At 37.3% G+C, this 15,439-nt stretch carries 15 protein-coding genes; all 15 read left to right on the top strand.

Annotation, left to right across the window (positions count from 1 at the left end; genetic code table 11):
• Window positions 1-23: 23 nt before the first annotated feature.
• The 15 genes from dnaK to KQI21_RS03215 all read left to right on the top strand — a co-directional run bounded on the left by dnaK (window position 24) and on the right by KQI21_RS03215 (window position 15,433).
• Complete coding sequence (gene dnaK / locus KQI21_RS03145) at window positions 24-1,865, top strand: molecular chaperone DnaK (protein WP_216482576.1); 1,842 nt, start codon at window positions 24-26, stop codon at window positions 1,863-1,865.
• A gap of 203 nt (window positions 1,866-2,068) precedes the next feature.
• A complete protein-coding gene (gene dnaJ, locus KQI21_RS03150; RefSeq protein ID WP_216482577.1) occupies window positions 2,069-3,193 on the top strand; it encodes a molecular chaperone DnaJ in 1,125 nt (374 codons plus the stop codon).
• 339 nt (window positions 3,194-3,532) lie between these two features.
• Complete coding sequence (gene prmA / locus KQI21_RS03155) at window positions 3,533-4,474, top strand: 50S ribosomal protein L11 methyltransferase (protein WP_216482578.1); 942 nt, start codon at window positions 3,533-3,535, stop codon at window positions 4,472-4,474.
• Between the two features lie 27 nt (window positions 4,475-4,501).
• Window positions 4,502-5,257: a 16S rRNA (uracil(1498)-N(3))-methyltransferase gene (locus KQI21_RS03160; protein ID WP_216482579.1), complete on the top strand. Its 756-nt coding sequence runs from the start codon at window positions 4,502-4,504 to the stop codon at window positions 5,255-5,257.
• Window positions 5,258-5,259: 2 nt separating this feature from the next.
• Window positions 5,260-6,612 carry a tRNA (N(6)-L-threonylcarbamoyladenosine(37)-C(2))-methylthiotransferase MtaB gene (mtaB, locus tag KQI21_RS03165; RefSeq protein WP_216482580.1) on the top strand — a complete coding sequence of 451 codons (1,353 nt, stop codon included), beginning with the start codon at window positions 5,260-5,262 and terminating at the stop codon, window positions 6,610-6,612.
• Window positions 6,613-6,940: 328 nt separating this feature from the next.
• Window positions 6,941-7,222 carry a hypothetical protein gene (locus KQI21_RS03170; RefSeq protein ID WP_216482581.1) on the top strand — a complete coding sequence of 94 codons (282 nt, stop codon included), beginning with the start codon at window positions 6,941-6,943 and terminating at the stop codon, window positions 7,220-7,222.
• A gap of 512 nt (window positions 7,223-7,734) precedes the next feature.
• Complete coding sequence (deoC, locus tag KQI21_RS03175; RefSeq protein WP_216482582.1) at window positions 7,735-8,406, top strand: deoxyribose-phosphate aldolase; 672 nt, start codon at window positions 7,735-7,737, stop codon at window positions 8,404-8,406.
• Window positions 8,407-8,545: 139 nt separating this feature from the next.
• Window positions 8,546-8,722 carry a 30S ribosomal protein S21 gene (rpsU, locus tag KQI21_RS03180; RefSeq protein WP_216482583.1) on the top strand — a complete coding sequence of 59 codons (177 nt, stop codon included), beginning with the start codon at window positions 8,546-8,548 and terminating at the stop codon, window positions 8,720-8,722.
• 14 nt (window positions 8,723-8,736) lie between these two features.
• Window positions 8,737-9,186: a GatB/YqeY domain-containing protein gene (locus KQI21_RS03185; RefSeq protein WP_216482584.1), complete on the top strand. Its 450-nt coding sequence runs from the start codon at window positions 8,737-8,739 to the stop codon at window positions 9,184-9,186.
• Window positions 9,187-9,428: 242 nt separating this feature from the next.
• Entirely contained in the window at window positions 9,429-10,757 is a 1,329-nt protein-coding gene (locus KQI21_RS03190) for an NfeD family protein (RefSeq protein WP_216482585.1), read from the top strand.
• 77 nt (window positions 10,758-10,834) lie between these two features.
• Window positions 10,835-11,830 (top strand): flotillin-like protein FloA, encoded by a 996-nt coding sequence (gene floA / locus KQI21_RS03195; protein ID WP_216482586.1) that lies wholly within the window; start codon window positions 10,835-10,837, stop codon window positions 11,828-11,830.
• Between the two features lie 30 nt (window positions 11,831-11,860).
• The gene (locus KQI21_RS03200) at window positions 11,861-12,391 is read left to right on the top strand and encodes a YqfB family membrane protein (protein WP_216482587.1); all 531 of its coding nucleotides are present in this window, start codon (window positions 11,861-11,863) and stop codon (window positions 12,389-12,391) included.
• A gap of 558 nt (window positions 12,392-12,949) precedes the next feature.
• A complete protein-coding gene (gene yqfC / locus KQI21_RS03205) occupies window positions 12,950-13,234 on the top strand; it encodes a sporulation protein YqfC (protein WP_216482588.1) in 285 nt (94 codons plus the stop codon).
• A 10-nt stretch (window positions 13,235-13,244) separates the two neighbouring features.
• Window positions 13,245-14,471, top strand: coding sequence for a sporulation protein YqfD (gene yqfD / locus KQI21_RS03210; protein WP_216482589.1), 1,227 nt, complete (start codon window positions 13,245-13,247; stop codon window positions 14,469-14,471).
• A gap of 2 nt (window positions 14,472-14,473) precedes the next feature.
• Window positions 14,474-15,433: a PhoH family protein gene (locus KQI21_RS03215; protein WP_216482590.1), complete on the top strand. Its 960-nt coding sequence runs from the start codon at window positions 14,474-14,476 to the stop codon at window positions 15,431-15,433.
• Window positions 15,434-15,439 lie beyond the last annotated feature (6 nt).

Here is a 15,439-nt window from a genome sequence, read left to right on the forward strand (position 1 = left end):
TGCTAGTTAAGGAGGAAATAATGATGAGTAAAATAATCGGCATTGATTTAGGTACTACAAACTCTTGTGTTGCAGTAATGGAAGGCGGCGAAGCAGTAGTTATTCCTAACCCTGAAGGAAACCGCACGACACCTTCTGTTGTTGCATTTAAAAATGGTGAAAGACAAGTTGGTGAAATTGCTAAACGTCAGGCTATAACAAACCCAAATACAATTCAATCCATTAAACGTCATATGGGCACAGATTATAAAGTTAAAATTGAAGATAAAGAATATACACCACAAGAAATTTCAGCAATCGTCTTACAGCATATCAAATCGTATGCAGAAGATTATATTGGCGAAAAAGTTGAAAAAGCAGTGATTACTGTGCCAGCATACTTTAATGATGCAGAACGGCAAGCAACGAAAGACGCTGGAAAAATAGCAGGATTAGAAGTTGAACGGATTATTAACGAGCCAACCGCTGCTGCTTTAGCCTACGGGATTGATAAAGAAAATGAAGATCAAACTATTTTAGTGTATGACCTTGGTGGAGGAACATTTGACGTATCTATCTTAGATATTGGTGACGGTACGTTTGAAGTTATTGCAACCGCAGGGGATAACCGTTTAGGTGGAGACGATTTTGACGATGTGATCATCGATTACATGGTGGAAGAATTTAAGAAGGAAAATGGTATTGACCTGTCTAAGGATAAAATGGCTACACAGCGTCTAAAAGATGCAGCTGAAAAAGCGAAAAAAGAATTATCTGGAGTTACACAAACACAAATTTCCTTACCATTTATTACGGCAGGAGAAGCTGGACCACTTCATTTAGAAATGACACTAACACGAGCAAAATTTGAAGAGCTTTCTTCAGATTTAGTAGAGCGTACAATGATTCCAACTCGTAAAGCTCTATCCGATGCTAATTTATCAGCAAGTGATATTGACAAAGTAATTCTTGTAGGTGGTTCTACACGAATTCCGGCAGTTCAAGAAGCGATTAAACGTATTATTGGTAAAGAACCTTCTAAAGGTGTGAACCCGGATGAGGTAGTTGCACTGGGAGCAGCAATCCAAGGTGGTGTGTTGCAAGGTGATGTAAAAGATGTTGTATTATTAGACGTTACTCCGCTTTCTTTAGGTATTGAAACAATGGGTGGTGTAATGACAAAATTAATTGAACGTAATACAACAATTCCTACAAGCCATTCACAAATTTTCTCAACTGCTGCCGATAACCAAACAGCAGTCGACATTCATGTGTTACAAGGCGAGCGTGAAATGGCAGCTGATAACAAAACATTAGGTCGTTTCCAATTAACCGATATACCGCCAGCACCACGCGGTGTTCCACAAATTGAAGTTACGTTCGATATTGATGCTAATGGCATTGTGAATGTGCGCGCTAAAGATTTAGGTACGAATAAAGAACAGTCCATTACCATTAAATCTTCTTCTGGTCTTTCTGATGAAGAAATTGAACGCATGGTGAAAGAAGCCGAAGAAAATGCAGATGCTGATAAAAAACGCCGTGAAGAAGTTGAATTGCGAAATGAAGCAGATCAGTTAGTCTTTACTACAGATAAAACAATTAAAGACCTTGGTGATAAAGTTTCTGAAGACGAAAAGCAAAAAGCTGAGGCTGCTAAAGAAGAATTGAAATCCGCATTAGAATCAAATGATATAGAAAAAATTAAAGAAAAGAAAGATGCTTTACAAGAACAAGTGCAACAGCTTTCTGTGAAATTATATGAACAAATGGCAAAAGAGCAACAACAGCAAGGAAATAATAACAATCACGATAACAATAACAATGACGATAATGTTGTTGATGCAGAATATAAAGAAGTGGACGACGAAGAAGATAAAAAATAAATGGTATAAACAGGATCAGTTAAATCCGGGAAGTTTTGAAATAAACGCCCCCTCCATTATCCTGTAGTTTAAAAGTCAAAGTCAGGGATCCTCTTGGCTTTGACTTTTTACACGTTATTCGTTTATGTAGATATTTGCCACGTAAGCACAGATGGTGGTAAGATAAAAGTTATGCAAAAGTGTGTATCGGGGAGAGTGATCAAGTGAGTAAGCGAGACTATTATGAAGTTCTGGGCGTTGGAAAAGATGCGACAAAGGATGAAATAAAAAAAGCATATCGTAAATTAGCAAGAAAATACCATCCAGATGTAAACCAAGAGTCAGATGCAGCGGAGAAATTCAAGGAAGTAAAAGAAGCTTATGAAGTTTTAAGTAATGATCAAAAGCGAGCACAGTATGATCAATTTGGTCATGCAGGTCCACAAAGTCAAGGTTTTGGTGGTTTTGGTGGAGCGCAAGATTTCGGCGGTTTTGGTGATATCTTTGACATGTTTTTTGGCGGTGGCGGACGCAGAAGTGATCCTAATGCTCCGCAGCAAGGTGCAGATCTTCAATATACGATGGAATTAACCTTTGAAGAAGCGATTTTTGGTAAAGAAGCAGATATTAAAATTCCGAAAGAGGAAACTTGTGATACTTGCTCAGGATCAGGTGCAAAACCTGGTACGAAAATAAAAACTTGTTCTCATTGTAATGGAACCGGTCAATTAAATATGGAACAAAACACTCCATTTGGTAAAGTGATCAATCGCCGAGTATGTAATTACTGTAACGGAACAGGAAAAGTTATACCTGAAAAATGTAGAACATGTGGTGGTACTGGAAGAGTAAAAAAACGTCGAACCATTCATATTTCTATACCAGCAGGAATTGATGAGGGACAACAAATACGGGTTTCAGGAAAAGGTGAAGCAGGTATAAATGGAGGACCTCCTGGAGACTTATTTGTCGTTGTCAAAATTCGACCACATGAATTCTTTCGTAGAGAAGGAGATCATATATTCTGCGAATTGCCACTAACCTTTACGCAAGCAGCACTTGGTGATGAAGTAGAGGTGCCAACCGTTCACGGAAAAGTAAAACTGAAAATACCAGCAGGAACACAGTCTGGTAAAACTTTCCGTTTAAAAGGAAAAGGAGCACCAAATGTACGTGGCTATGGTCACGGCGACCAGCACGTTAAAGTGAGGGTCGTAACACCGACTAAACTTACAGAAAGACAAAAAGAATTATTACGTGAATTTAATGAAATTAGTGGAAACCAAGCAACTGACGAACAAGATAATTCGTTATTTGGGCGATTTAGGAAAGCTTTTAAAAGTGAGTAACTTTAAAATTTAATTACTTTTGAGTGTAAAATGACAATATATAGAGCGTGTTTCAAAAAGAGGACAAAAGGGACTAAGGTTGGGTCGGCTAAGGGTCGCAACGTTCTTGTTGCAATACCTACACTGGTTTGTCCTGTCGAGTCGAATTTCAAGGTGGTGGTGTAGTTTTGTCAAGAATGCATGAGTTAAAGTACAAAGCTATAAAAAACAAGCCAGCGATGAATTGTTAGCTTTTATTTTCACCCGACTTTTTGAACATCCTCCTGATACTTTGGCTAACTCACTTTCTTCAGTAAGCGGAGTAAATGATTTTTTTGAAAATAGAAAAGGGTGGTTCCAATGAAGTGGTCAGAGCTCTGTATTCATACGACAAATGAAGCTATCGAGCCAATCTCAAATATTTTACATGAAAACAGCGCAAGTGGACTAGTGATCGAAGAAGCACTAGATCTAGTGAAAGAACACTCGTCTAAATATGGAGAGGTATATGAGTTAAATCCTGAAGACTATCCGGAGGAAGGGGTTTATATTAAAGCATATCTTCCCGTAAATAGCTTTTTAGGAGAAACAGTTGAAGAGATAAAGCAAGCTATTAACAACTTAATGCTATACGATATTGATTTGGGAAGAAATCAAATTACGTTAAGTGAAGTACATGAAGAAGAATGGGCTACTGCTTGGAAAAAGTACTATAAACCTGTTAAAATATCTAAGCGTATTACCATTACGCCAACTTGGGAAGATTATAGACCTGTAGATACAGATGAATTGATTATTGAGCTAGATCCCGGTATGGCATTTGGTACTGGGACGCATCCGACGACAGTACTTAGTATTCAAGCATTAGAACAATTCGTTAAAAGTGGAGATATAGTAATTGATGTTGGTTCTGGCTCTGGTGTCTTGAGCATTGCGGCTGCTTTATTAGGAGCAAGCCATGTTTATGCGTATGATTTGGATGATGTGGCAGTGAAAAGTACAATTTTAAATGCAAAATTAAATCGTTTAAATAGTCGCATTACTGCCAAGCAAAATAATTTATTAGATCATGTCACAGTAGAAGCAGACTTAATTGTTTCTAATATTTTAGCTGAAGTAATTGTACGCTTTGTAGACAGTGCATGGAATCGTTTGAAACCCGGTGGCTATTTTATTACTTCAGGAATTACCCAAACAAAGAAGCAATTGGTTAAAGATCGTATCGAACAACAAGGCTTTAACATTATCCAAGTCAATGAAATGGAAGATTGGATTTCTATTGTAGCACAAAAGATCCAATAATTATTTTTCTGAAGAAGGTGATAGCCATTGCAACGATATTTTATTCCTGAACAAACATGGTCGGACAAAACAATAAAAATAATTGGCGACGATGTTCATCATATAAAACGGGTCATGCGTTTCCAAATTGGTGATGAAATTATTTGTAATCACCCAAATGGTAAAGCTGCTGTATGCAAAATAACTTTTTTAGATAATGATGTTGTTTATGCAGATATTATGGAATGGCTTGACCGAAATGTTGAAATGCCCATTGAAGTTGCTGTTGCACAAGCCCTGCCAAAAAGTGATAAGCTGGAGTGGATATTACAAAAAGGAACTGAGCTCGGGGCTTCCAGCTTCTTTGTTTTTCAAGCGGCTCGATCAGTTGTAAAATGGGATGATAATCGCCGTGAGAAAAAGCTGAAGCGCTGGAATAAAATTGTCAAAGAAGCTAGTGAGCAAAGCCACCGAAATAAACTACCGAATGTTAATGTTTGTAAATCGTTAAAATCAGTGGTGGAAGCAGCTAATAGCTATGATTTGAAGTTGTTTGCTTATGAAGAGGAAGCAAAAACAAGTGATTACCGATCATTAGCTGCTGCTCTATCATCATTAAAGCACAATCAGCGCTTAGTTATTTGTATCGGTCCTGAAGGCGGTTTTACGGAAAATGAGGCTGTATCACTAAGAGCAGCTGGTTTTCAAGCTGTTCGTCTTGGTCCGAGGATTTTACGAACAGAAACTGCTGTATTATATGCTTTAGCAAGCATATCGTATCATTTTGAAGAAATGGGGTGTTAGGCATGCCAACAGTAGCCTTTCATACACTAGGGTGTAAAGTAAATCATTATGAAACAGAAGGTATTTGGCGCATGTTTATGGAACGTGGATATGAGCGTGTTGATTTCGAGAAAAATTCGGATGTTTATGTTATTAATACATGCACGGTAACGAATACTGGCGATAAAAAGAGCAGACAGGTAATTCGTAGGGCAATCAGAAAAAATCCTGATGCTGTTGTATGTGTAACTGGATGCTATGCTCAAACGTCCCCTGGAGAAATTTTAGAAATACCAGGAGTGGATGTCGTTGTTGGAACACAGGATCGTAAACATATGATTGATTATATTGAGCAGCATAAGAAAACGAAAGAACCAGTTAATGGTGTATCCAATATAATGAAAAACCGAGTGTTTGAGGAAATGGAAGTTCCTGAGTTTTCAGATCGTACAAGAGCTTCCTTAAAAATTCAAGAAGGATGTAATAATTTTTGTACGTTTTGTATCATCCCGTGGTCTCGCGGTCTGCTTCGTTCCAGAGATCCAAAGAACGTAATTGAACAAGCACAAAAACTTGTTGATGCAGGCTACAAAGAAATTGTATTAACAGGTATTCATACAGCAGGCTATGGTGAAGATATGAAAGATTATAACTTTGCTATGCTTCTAAAAGATTTAGAAACAAAAGTAAATGGACTGAAGCGGATTCGTATTTCTTCGATCGAAGCAAGTCAAATTACAGATGAAGTGATTGACGTTTTAGATCAATCGGAAAAAATTGTAAGACATCTTCATATTCCTTTACAATCAGGTTCTGACTCTGTACTAGCTAGAATGCGCCGGAAGTACGCTAAAGCTTATTACAAGGAAAAAGTGATGAAGCTTAAACAAGCCTTACCTGGCTTAGCAATTACTTCGGACGTCATTGTAGGATTTCCTGGTGAAACAGATGAGGAATTCCAAGAAACATATGATTTTATTAAAGAAATCGGATTTTCAGAGTTACATGTATTTCCATACTCACGTAGGACAGGTACTCCTGCTGCTCGAATGGATGGACAAGTTGATGATGAAGTGAAAAATAACCGTGTCCACAAACTCATTGAACTTTCTAACCAATTAGCGAAGGAATATGCTGCCAATTATGAAGATGAAGTTCTAGAAGTGATTCCTGAAGAGCACTCTACGGATAAAGATAATCCAAATCAGCTAATTGGATATACGGATAATTATTTAAAGGTAGCCTTTGATGGTACTTTAGATATGATTGGAAAGCTTGTTCGTGTTAAAATCGCTAAAGCAGATTATCCATTGAATCAAGGAAGGCTTGTACGTGTATTGGATGATTTTGCATATGAAAATGTCAAGGTAAATTAATAGAAGCAACCTGGTCAAAAGTGATCGGGTTGCTTTTTTTGAAAGTAGCTTAAGCACTTCAAGCATTAGCAAACTTTAATTTTCTATTTACGATAAGTTAACATCGGTTCGAATCTAAAGAAAGGCCGACTAAAAGCGGGCTTGCCGCCCAATTGTCGGCATACCCTGTTTTAGAGGCATGTTTTCTTTATCCTTCATGTAAGGTGCCGTAAGACTCCCCATTCAAGAGTTATAGAAAATAAGTAGAGAACAGTACCTAAATACCCGATTCGTTCGGGGCGACAGGACAAGGAGAAACTACGTCAGCGATACATCGCACGCAGAAAAAGTGTACTTCTTTTTCAAGGACAAGAAAAGCTTCGAAAGTGATCATCGCACGCAGAAAAAGTGTACTTCATTTTCAGGGACAAGGAGAAACTACGTCAGCGATACATCACGCAGAAAAATTGTACTTCTTTTTCAAGGACAAGAAAAGCTTCGAAAGCGATACATCGCACGTAGAAAAGTGCTTTCCTTTTCAAGGACAAGGAAAACTACGTCAGTGATACATCGCACGCAGAAAAGTGTTTTTCTTTTTCGAGGAGAATTACGACAACCTCTATCTGATTAAATACATTATACCTTGAGTGGTACAACGATTTAAAACTAGTAAAAATACTAGTTAATAATAATATACGAGGAGAAAAGAGTTCCTTGAATGAAGGTTCACTTTATCCCGCATGTAAGGTGCCGTATGATTACTGATTCAAGATTATAGAGAAAACGTCACCTAAATGCCCGATTAGTTCAAGGGCCTTTAGGTCATACCCTTGCGGTACTAACATTCTGTGTAAAAAGCGTTTCACGGAATGAAGTTTTACTTTATCTCGGTGGAGCTTTCCAGTTTGTATGTCGCTAACCAGTTGCTTGCGCTTTTCTTGCTTACTAAATACATGTAAGGTTAGCGGTTCGTGACGTCAAGGTTTTCGCGTTATTCGTTTGTGGCATTCTAATTTAGAGCTAGTTTCAATTTCTTTTAAGAAAATTCGCCAATCATAATACTCACGTGAATAGATTTCTATACTAATTAATGCTATGATACTTAAGAGGTACGTACAACATAATCTAGGAAGGAAGGAAAAAATGATTAAAAATTTAGCGAAGTACATCGACCACACGCAACTGAAACCAGATACAACAAAGGAGAAAATTGATCAGATTGTAGATGAGGCAAAAGAATACGAATTTGCTTCTGTTTGTGTTAATCCATATTGGGTTTCTTATTGCTATGATAAATTAAAAACTACATCAGTTAAAGTTTGTACAGTCATTGGTTTTCCACTTGGAGCAACAACTACTGCTATGAAAGTGAATGAGACAAAGCAAGCAATTAAAGATGGGGCAACAGAAGTAGATATGGTTATTAATGTTGGCGCTTTAAAATCTGGTGACGACGAAACCGTAAAAAAAGACATTGAAGCGGTAGTTAAGGCTGCTGAGGAAAAAGCACTAACTAAAGTAATTATTGAGACTTCTTTATTAACGAAAGACGAAAAAATTCGTGCTTGCAAGTTGGCAAAACAAGCGGGAGCAGATTATGTAAAAACCTCGACAGGGTTTTCTGGCGGAGGAGCCACCGTTGAAGATATTCGTTTAATGCGTGAAGTTGTAGGTACTGATATGGGAGTAAAAGCTTCTGGTGGCGTCCGTGATTTACAAGCAACGAAAGCTATGATTGAAGCAGGTGCAACTCGAATTGGAGCAAGTGCTGGTGTTTCGATTATAAAAGGAGAAAAAGGAGAAACTTCTTATTAAAAACAAGCATAAAATACCTATAGTTGGATAAGAAGCAGTTGACCAAAATAAAGGATTATATTATACTTTAAAAAGCATATGAATTGAAAGTCATATGCTAGTACAATCTGTTTTGTGCTTCGGAGGGAGGGAAATTAGCATGTCAAATACAACTCGCGTTCGTAAAAACGAGTCTCTTGAAGATGCTCTTCGTCGCTTTAAGCGTAGTGTGTCCAAAAGCGGTACATTGCAGGAATATCGTAAGCGTGAACACTACGTAAAACCAAGTGTACGCCGCAAAAAGAAATCTGAAGCTGCTAGAAAGCGTAAATTCTAAAGAGGGTGCAATAGATGACATTACTTGAAAAATTAAATCAAGATATGAAGCAAGCGATGAAGAATAAAGACAAAGAGACCCTTAGTGTTATTCGCATGGTGAAGGCTTCTTTACAGAATGAATCAATTAAACTTGGAAAAGATGTATTATCAGAAGACGAAGAATTAACTATCTTGTCTAGAGAAGTAAAACAAAGAAAAGATTCCCTCCAAGAATTCAAATCAGCTGAACGCGAAGATCTTGTTCAAAAAACTGAAACAGAATTGCATATTTTGGAAAAATATATGCCAAAGCAGCTTACAAATGAAGAGCTCAAGGCAATTGTTCAGTCAACCATCGAAGAAGTAAATGCAACTTCAAAAAAAGATATTGGAAAAGTAATGAGTGCGATTATGCCTAAGGTAAAAGGTAGAGCAGATGGTTCACAAATTAATAAACTTGTACAAAAACAGTTGAGTAACTAACAAAAGGCCCTAGTCAGTTAATTGATTAGGGTCTTTTATTATACCTTAAGCCTAATGAAATTTAGCGTGGAAGGAAATTCGACGTAGTAAAATTGATTTGTTTAGGCAGACTAATCAGTAAGAATAAAATAGAGTGTGATTGAAAATTTTTTATGGTATATTTTTAAATAGTCCCATTTAAATTGAAACCATTTGTAAAATTATTCGTATAAGTTAATACATCATTAAAGGGGTGAATATATTTGCCTGCTAACAGATTTATTACATATTTTATATTGTTTTGCGCATTTTTCTATATCATTTTTAACAGTGAAACCCTAATTTATGCAAATAAAGGAAGTGGGAAATCTGTTCATGTTATTCCAATTGAAAAAGAAGTAGAAAGAGGATTACAGGCATTTCTATCCAGAGCAATAAAAGAGGCTGTGGAAGAAGGAACCGATCACATCATTTTTGAAATAAATACACCTGGTGGTAGAGTTGATTCAGCAGGAGAAATTGCCCGTCTTTTACAAGATATTAAACTTCCTACAACATCATTTATTGTTAATAAGGCTTTGTCTGCAGGTTCTTATATTGCCTTAAATACGGACTATATTTATATGAAGCCGCAAGCTACAATGGGGGCAAGTGGTGTGATTACTTCAGATGGAAACGCTGCTGATGAAAAGGCCCAATCAGCTTGGATAGCTGCTATGAAGAGTGCAGCTGAATCAAAAGGGAGAGATCCATTATATGCAATGGCAATGGCAGATAAAAGCATTGATTTACCCGAATTAGATGCAGGCAAAGGAAAATATTTAACGCTTGGTCCCTCCCAAGCGATAAAAGTTGGTTATTCAGAAGGAACAGTTGCAGATCGACAAGAGCTTCTTCAGGATTTAGGTTTAGAAAATGCAACAGTCGTGGAGAAAGAACCAACTTTAGCTGAGGGGATTGCCAGGTTTTTAACTCATCCTGTCGTTATCCCAATATTGCTTTCTCTAGCAAGTTTAGGATTAGTAGTAGAATTATATTCACCAGGATTTGGGGTAGCGGGTATAATGGGACTTGTCTCTCTCGTGTTGTTCTTTTATGGTCATATTGTAGCTGGGTTAGCCGGAATGGAAGCAGTTATTTTACTTATGTTAGGTATTGTGCTAATTATTGCAGAATTTTTTGTTCCTGGAGGAATAATGGGACTCCTTGGAACGGCTTCGGTTATTGGTTCATTGTTTATGTCTGGCTATGATATTGGGCATATTGCTATGAGTATTGGGATTGCTTTTTTATTGTCCATTATTGTTTCTGTGATTTTATTTCGCCGAATCGGCATGGATAAAGGGATTTTTCGTCATATTATTCTTAAGGATCAAACGAGTACCGAGCTGGGTTATGTTTCCTCTGTGAATCGCTTGGAATTAATTGGTTTAGAAGGTGTTACAGTCACACCATTACGGCCGGCCGGAACTGCTGTTTTTGATGATGAACGTCTTGATGTAGTATCAGAAGGTCGATTTATTGATCAAAATGAAAAGGTGAAGATTGTTAAAGTCGAAGGTGTACGCATTGTAGTAAGACAATTGAATTAGTTGTTTAACTTCATTTATATTGGCAGACCAGGCCGATAGAGTGAAGTTTTTACAAATATAAATTAGGAGGTTATGAAATGGATTTACAAAGTTTAATGCCGATAATTATTATTGCGGTTATTTTAATTGCTGTAGCTATTTTATTTACATTTATCCCTATTATGCTATGGATCAGCGCCTTAGCTGCCGGAGTCAAGGTAGGGATTTTTCAACTAGTTGGAATGCGTCTGCGCCGAGTTGTACCTAGTCGAGTAATCAACCCATTAATTAAAGCTCATAAAGCTGGTTTAAATGTAAAAACAAATCAACTGGAAAGTCACTACTTGGCAGGCGGAAATGTTGATCGAGTTGTAAATGCCTTAATTGCTGCGCATCGTGCTAATATTGAACTTCCGTTTCAACGCGGTGCAGCAATTGACCTAGCTGGACGAGATGTTTTAGAAGCAGTGCAAATGAGTGTTAATCCAAAAGTAATCGAAACTCCTTTTATATCCGGAATTGCTATGGATGGAATTGAGGTAAAAGCAAAAGCAAGGATTACTGTCCGTGCTAATATTGATCGACTCGTCGGGGGTGCTGGAGAAGAAACAGTAATTGCCCGTGTCGGAGAAGGTGTTGTAAGTACAATCGGTAGCGCTCATTCTCATACAGAGGTATTAGAGAATCCCGATTCTATTTCTCATAATGTACTAAATCGTGGTTTAGATGCAGGTACTGCTTTTGAAATATTATCCATTGATATTGCTGATGTAGATATTGGCAAGAATATTGGAGCAATACTGCAAACGGATCAGGCTGAAGCTGATAAAAATATTGCACAGGCAAAAGCGGAAGAGCGTCGTGCGATGGCGGTTGCTCAAGAACAGGAGATGCTTGCACGAGTTCAGGAAATGCGTGCAAAAGTAGTGGAAGCAGAAGCAGATGTACCACTTGCACTTGCCGAAGCATTAAGATCTGGACATCTTGGCGTAATGGATTATATGAATTACAAAAATATTGATGCAGATACGGATATGCGAGGCTCTATAGGAAAGCTTACCAAAAATAACCATGATGACCATGAACAAAATTAAAAGTTCAGCAATCGAAAAGGAGCGGGTTTGATGAAAGAGATTGTTGACCTGATTTTTAGTAATATCTTTGTAGTTTTAGCTGTCGTTGCAGGGGCTATTGGTTTTTTTAAAAACAGTGTTTCAAAAAAACAAGAAACGGAAAAGAAAGATATAAGACCAAATCGTCCAAATCGACCAACCCCTCCTTTTGGCGGGGAAATGAAAAGGCAATGGCATGATCCAACAAAAAGGCGGCAGCTTCCAAATAAAGAAACTCCAACTATGACAAACACTACTTCTACGCAAGAACTAAAATCACAAACGGATCAGTTAGTGCAACAAGTTGAAACAAGCTTTATGGAAAACGTCGACAAGTTTTCCAGTAGTGCGTATTCTACTCCTTTAAACCGGTCTCTAAAAAGCCAGCCTAAGAGCGTTCAATCAAGAACGAAGATGGAACGTCAAGTTTCAAGTAATTTGACGGAAAAAGGGCTGGTTAATGGAATTATTATGGCAGAAGTGTTAGGTCCGCCAAGAGCGAAAAAGCCTTATCGTAGTGTTTTGTCTGAACGAAGAAAATAATATAGTTAATGAAAGCCATTTGGTGTATGCGCCAAATGGCTTTTTTATGTGCGCCAGGCATGGTGACTATCTAGGTGGTGAAAGTCCACTGTGGGGGTATACATCAACCAACCACTAGAGAAGCGCAAGGCACTTATCGTGAGGTAAGGGCTGAAGGAAGCGTGTATCAAAATCTTGGCTCGACGAACAGAAATCTGATACAAAGGCTCTGTAGGTGGATAAGGCTCCATAACAAGTCGAAGTCCTAAAAGATGTGCGTAATCCTACAAAGTAAATCAGGCGAGTAAAAGAGGAAAGATAGTAGTCTTACCCTGGGAGGTCTCACGGACAGTTGAGGAGTCCCCTTACAGCCTTATTTTTGTCAAAAGCGAGAAGGTCGCAAATAGAGTACTTACTTCCATCACAAAATTTATCGAGCAGAAATTCATTCTTGAAGTCCATGAAAGTAGTATTTTACTTTAACCATATATTTTTTTGCTTCACTGCTAGTTTTTCTCCTTAACTGTTCTTATCTCTTCTGTTATTTCATAAATATAAATGTGAGAGGGGGCTGCATTTGTGAAAAAATGGCATCAAGGAATCCGACCATGGTTAACGAAATATTTTGCACTTCCTTCAGATGTAGTACTTGAACTTCCTAGAATTACCGTAATTGGTCATATACATGTTTATATTGAAAATCATAAAGGTGTAGCTACGTATTCTGATAACGAATTAAAACTAAGAGCGAACAAAGGTTTTATTAGGATTACCGGCTCATCATTTGTATTAAAATTAATGCTTCCAGAAGAGATATTACTAGAAGGTACTATAAAAAATATTACTTTTATACCTGACGATTAAGGAGGAGGACATGAAGCAAAAAGAAGAATCCATTATAACAGGTTCTGTGACAATTTCCGTTAGAGGAAACAAGCCAGAGCTTTTTTTCCAGCATTGTACAAGTTATGGAATCCGCATCTGGAATGTCACAAAACCAAAAGGTGATACATGTAACGGTACAATCAGATTAACAGATGTAAAACATATTAAACGCTTAAGGCGAGGAACAAATTATAAAATCAAGTTTATCGATAGAAAGGGTTACCCATTTGTTATCCGTCGTTATTTACGAAAAAAAGAATTAATTATTGCTTTTATTTTAAGTATGTTACTTATATTTGGGTTATCTAATATCGTGTGGGAAGTAAAAATTACAGGCGTCCCAAAAGATATTGAAGAAAAAATAAACAAACAGCTAAATCAATACGGTATCCATCCTGGATCATGGATTTTTTCACTTGATTCACCAAAGGAAATTCAGCAGCAGTTATTAGATGATGTTCCTGAATTATTGTGGGTGGGGATTGACCAAAAAGGCACTACTTTTTATTTAGAAGGTGTAGAGAAGGTTGTTGTGAAGGAAGAAGAGAAAAAGAAACCTAGAAACTTGATTGCAGCAAAAAAGGGAACTATTAAAAAGATGTATGTTTCCCAAGGAGTAGCACAAGTAGAAGTGCACGATTTTGTTGAAAAGGGTGACTTACTTGTTTCAGGAAAGATGGGTACGGAAGCAGATAATAATGAGGGAAAAAAAGGTAAAGACAAGAAAAAGAAAATCAGGTATGTTGCTGCCGATGGTGAAATAACTGCTACTACATGGTATGAAGTTAAAGTGACAGCACCACTAGAAACAAGTACGGAACGACTAACTGGTAATCAGGAAGAAAAATATCATATTGCGTTTGGCGATGTTAAATTACCGATATGGGGGTTTGGCTCTCCTGAATTTACTGAAATTCATCGAGAAGAGATGGAAAAACCGCTTCGTTTTTTTAAATGGGACTTGCCTATAAAATTTATTGAAACAAAACTTTATGAAAAAACGTATATTAACTATAAGCGAACAGAAAAAGAAGCAATAGAAGTCGGGATTAAACAAGCAAAAGAACAATTAAAACTACAATTAGGTCCTGAAGCTAAAATCTTGTCAGAAAAAGTTTTGCATGAATCTATACAGAATGGTAAAGTTAAACTACACTTATATATAAGTGTAGAGGAAAATATTGTTGAAGCACAACCTTTAGGTCAAGGAGATTGAGTATGCCAGAAAATCTTACAGTAATTGATTTACAATTAACAAGTCCAAATGAAGCATTGGCACTGTTTGGAAATAATGACAAGAATCTTCATCAACTTGAACAACTGCTTGATATTTCCATCACTACAAGAGGAGAACTTTTGCATGTTTCTGGAGAGGAACAAGCAGTTACTTTAGTTCAAGATATATTATTAGCACTGCTATCTGTTATTCGTAAAGGATTAACGATTACAGAGAGAGATGTAGTGTATGCAGTAGATTTAGCAAAAAAAGGTAAAATCAACCAATTTGAAACATTGTTTGAAGATGAGATAACAAAAAATGTAAAAGGAAAATCAATTCGTGTAAAAACGTTGGGACAAAAGAAATATGTTTCTGCTATAAAAGCAAATGACCTTGTATTCGGAATAGGTCCTGCTGGTACAGGAAAAACGTATTTAGCCGTTGTTATGGCTGTTCACGCTTTAAAAAATGGTTTTGTCAAGCGGATCATTTTAACAAGACCTGCAGTTGAGGCTGGCGAAAGCTTAGGATTTTTACCCGGTGATTTGAAAGAAAAGGTAGACCCGTACCTACGACCACTTTATGACGCTTTACATGATGTATTAGGTGCTGAGCATACGATGCGGCTTATCGAACGGGATACGATTGAAATAGCACCACTTGCATATATGCGAGGTAGAACACTAGATGATGCGTTTGTCATTTTGGATGAGGCACAAAATACAACACCGGAACAAATGAAAATGTTTTTAACTCGACTGGGTTTTGGTTCGAAAATGGTCATTACTGGAGATATTACACAAATTGATTTGCCTAAAGGTGTACAATCAGGGTTAATAGTTGCAAGTTCATTATTGTCCGAAGTAAAAGGAATCGACTTTGTATATTTAGAGCAAACAGATGTAGTAAGGCATCCACTTGTGCAGCGAATAATTGAAGCTTATGATAAGCATAAGTAACTGATG

Source organism: Virgibacillus proomii (assembly GCF_018916875.1).
In the GTDB taxonomy this organism is placed as follows: Bacteria; Bacillota; Bacilli; order Bacillales; family Amphibacillaceae; genus Virgibacillus; species Virgibacillus proomii_B.

Coding starts and splice junctions, on each gene's coding strand:
- floA (WP_216482586.1), top strand. CDS start 10,835: ATGGATTTACAAAGTTTAATGCCGATAATTATTATTGCGGTTATTTTA.
- prmA (WP_216482578.1), top strand. CDS start 3,533: ATGAAGTGGTCAGAGCTCTGTATTCATACGACAAATGAAGCTATCGAG.
- yqfD (WP_216482589.1), top strand. CDS start 13,245: ATGAAGCAAAAAGAAGAATCCATTATAACAGGTTCTGTGACAATTTCC.
- KQI21_RS03215 (WP_216482590.1), top strand. CDS start 14,474: ATGCCAGAAAATCTTACAGTAATTGATTTACAATTAACAAGTCCAAAT.
- mtaB (WP_216482580.1), top strand. CDS start 5,260: ATGCCAACAGTAGCCTTTCATACACTAGGGTGTAAAGTAAATCATTAT.
- KQI21_RS03185 (WP_216482584.1), top strand. CDS start 8,737: ATGACATTACTTGAAAAATTAAATCAAGATATGAAGCAAGCGATGAAG.
- deoC (WP_216482582.1), top strand. CDS start 7,735: ATGATTAAAAATTTAGCGAAGTACATCGACCACACGCAACTGAAACCA.
- dnaK (WP_216482576.1), top strand. CDS start 24: ATGAGTAAAATAATCGGCATTGATTTAGGTACTACAAACTCTTGTGTT.
- rpsU (WP_216482583.1), top strand. CDS start 8,546: ATGTCAAATACAACTCGCGTTCGTAAAAACGAGTCTCTTGAAGATGCT.
- KQI21_RS03200 (WP_216482587.1), top strand. CDS start 11,861: ATGAAAGAGATTGTTGACCTGATTTTTAGTAATATCTTTGTAGTTTTA.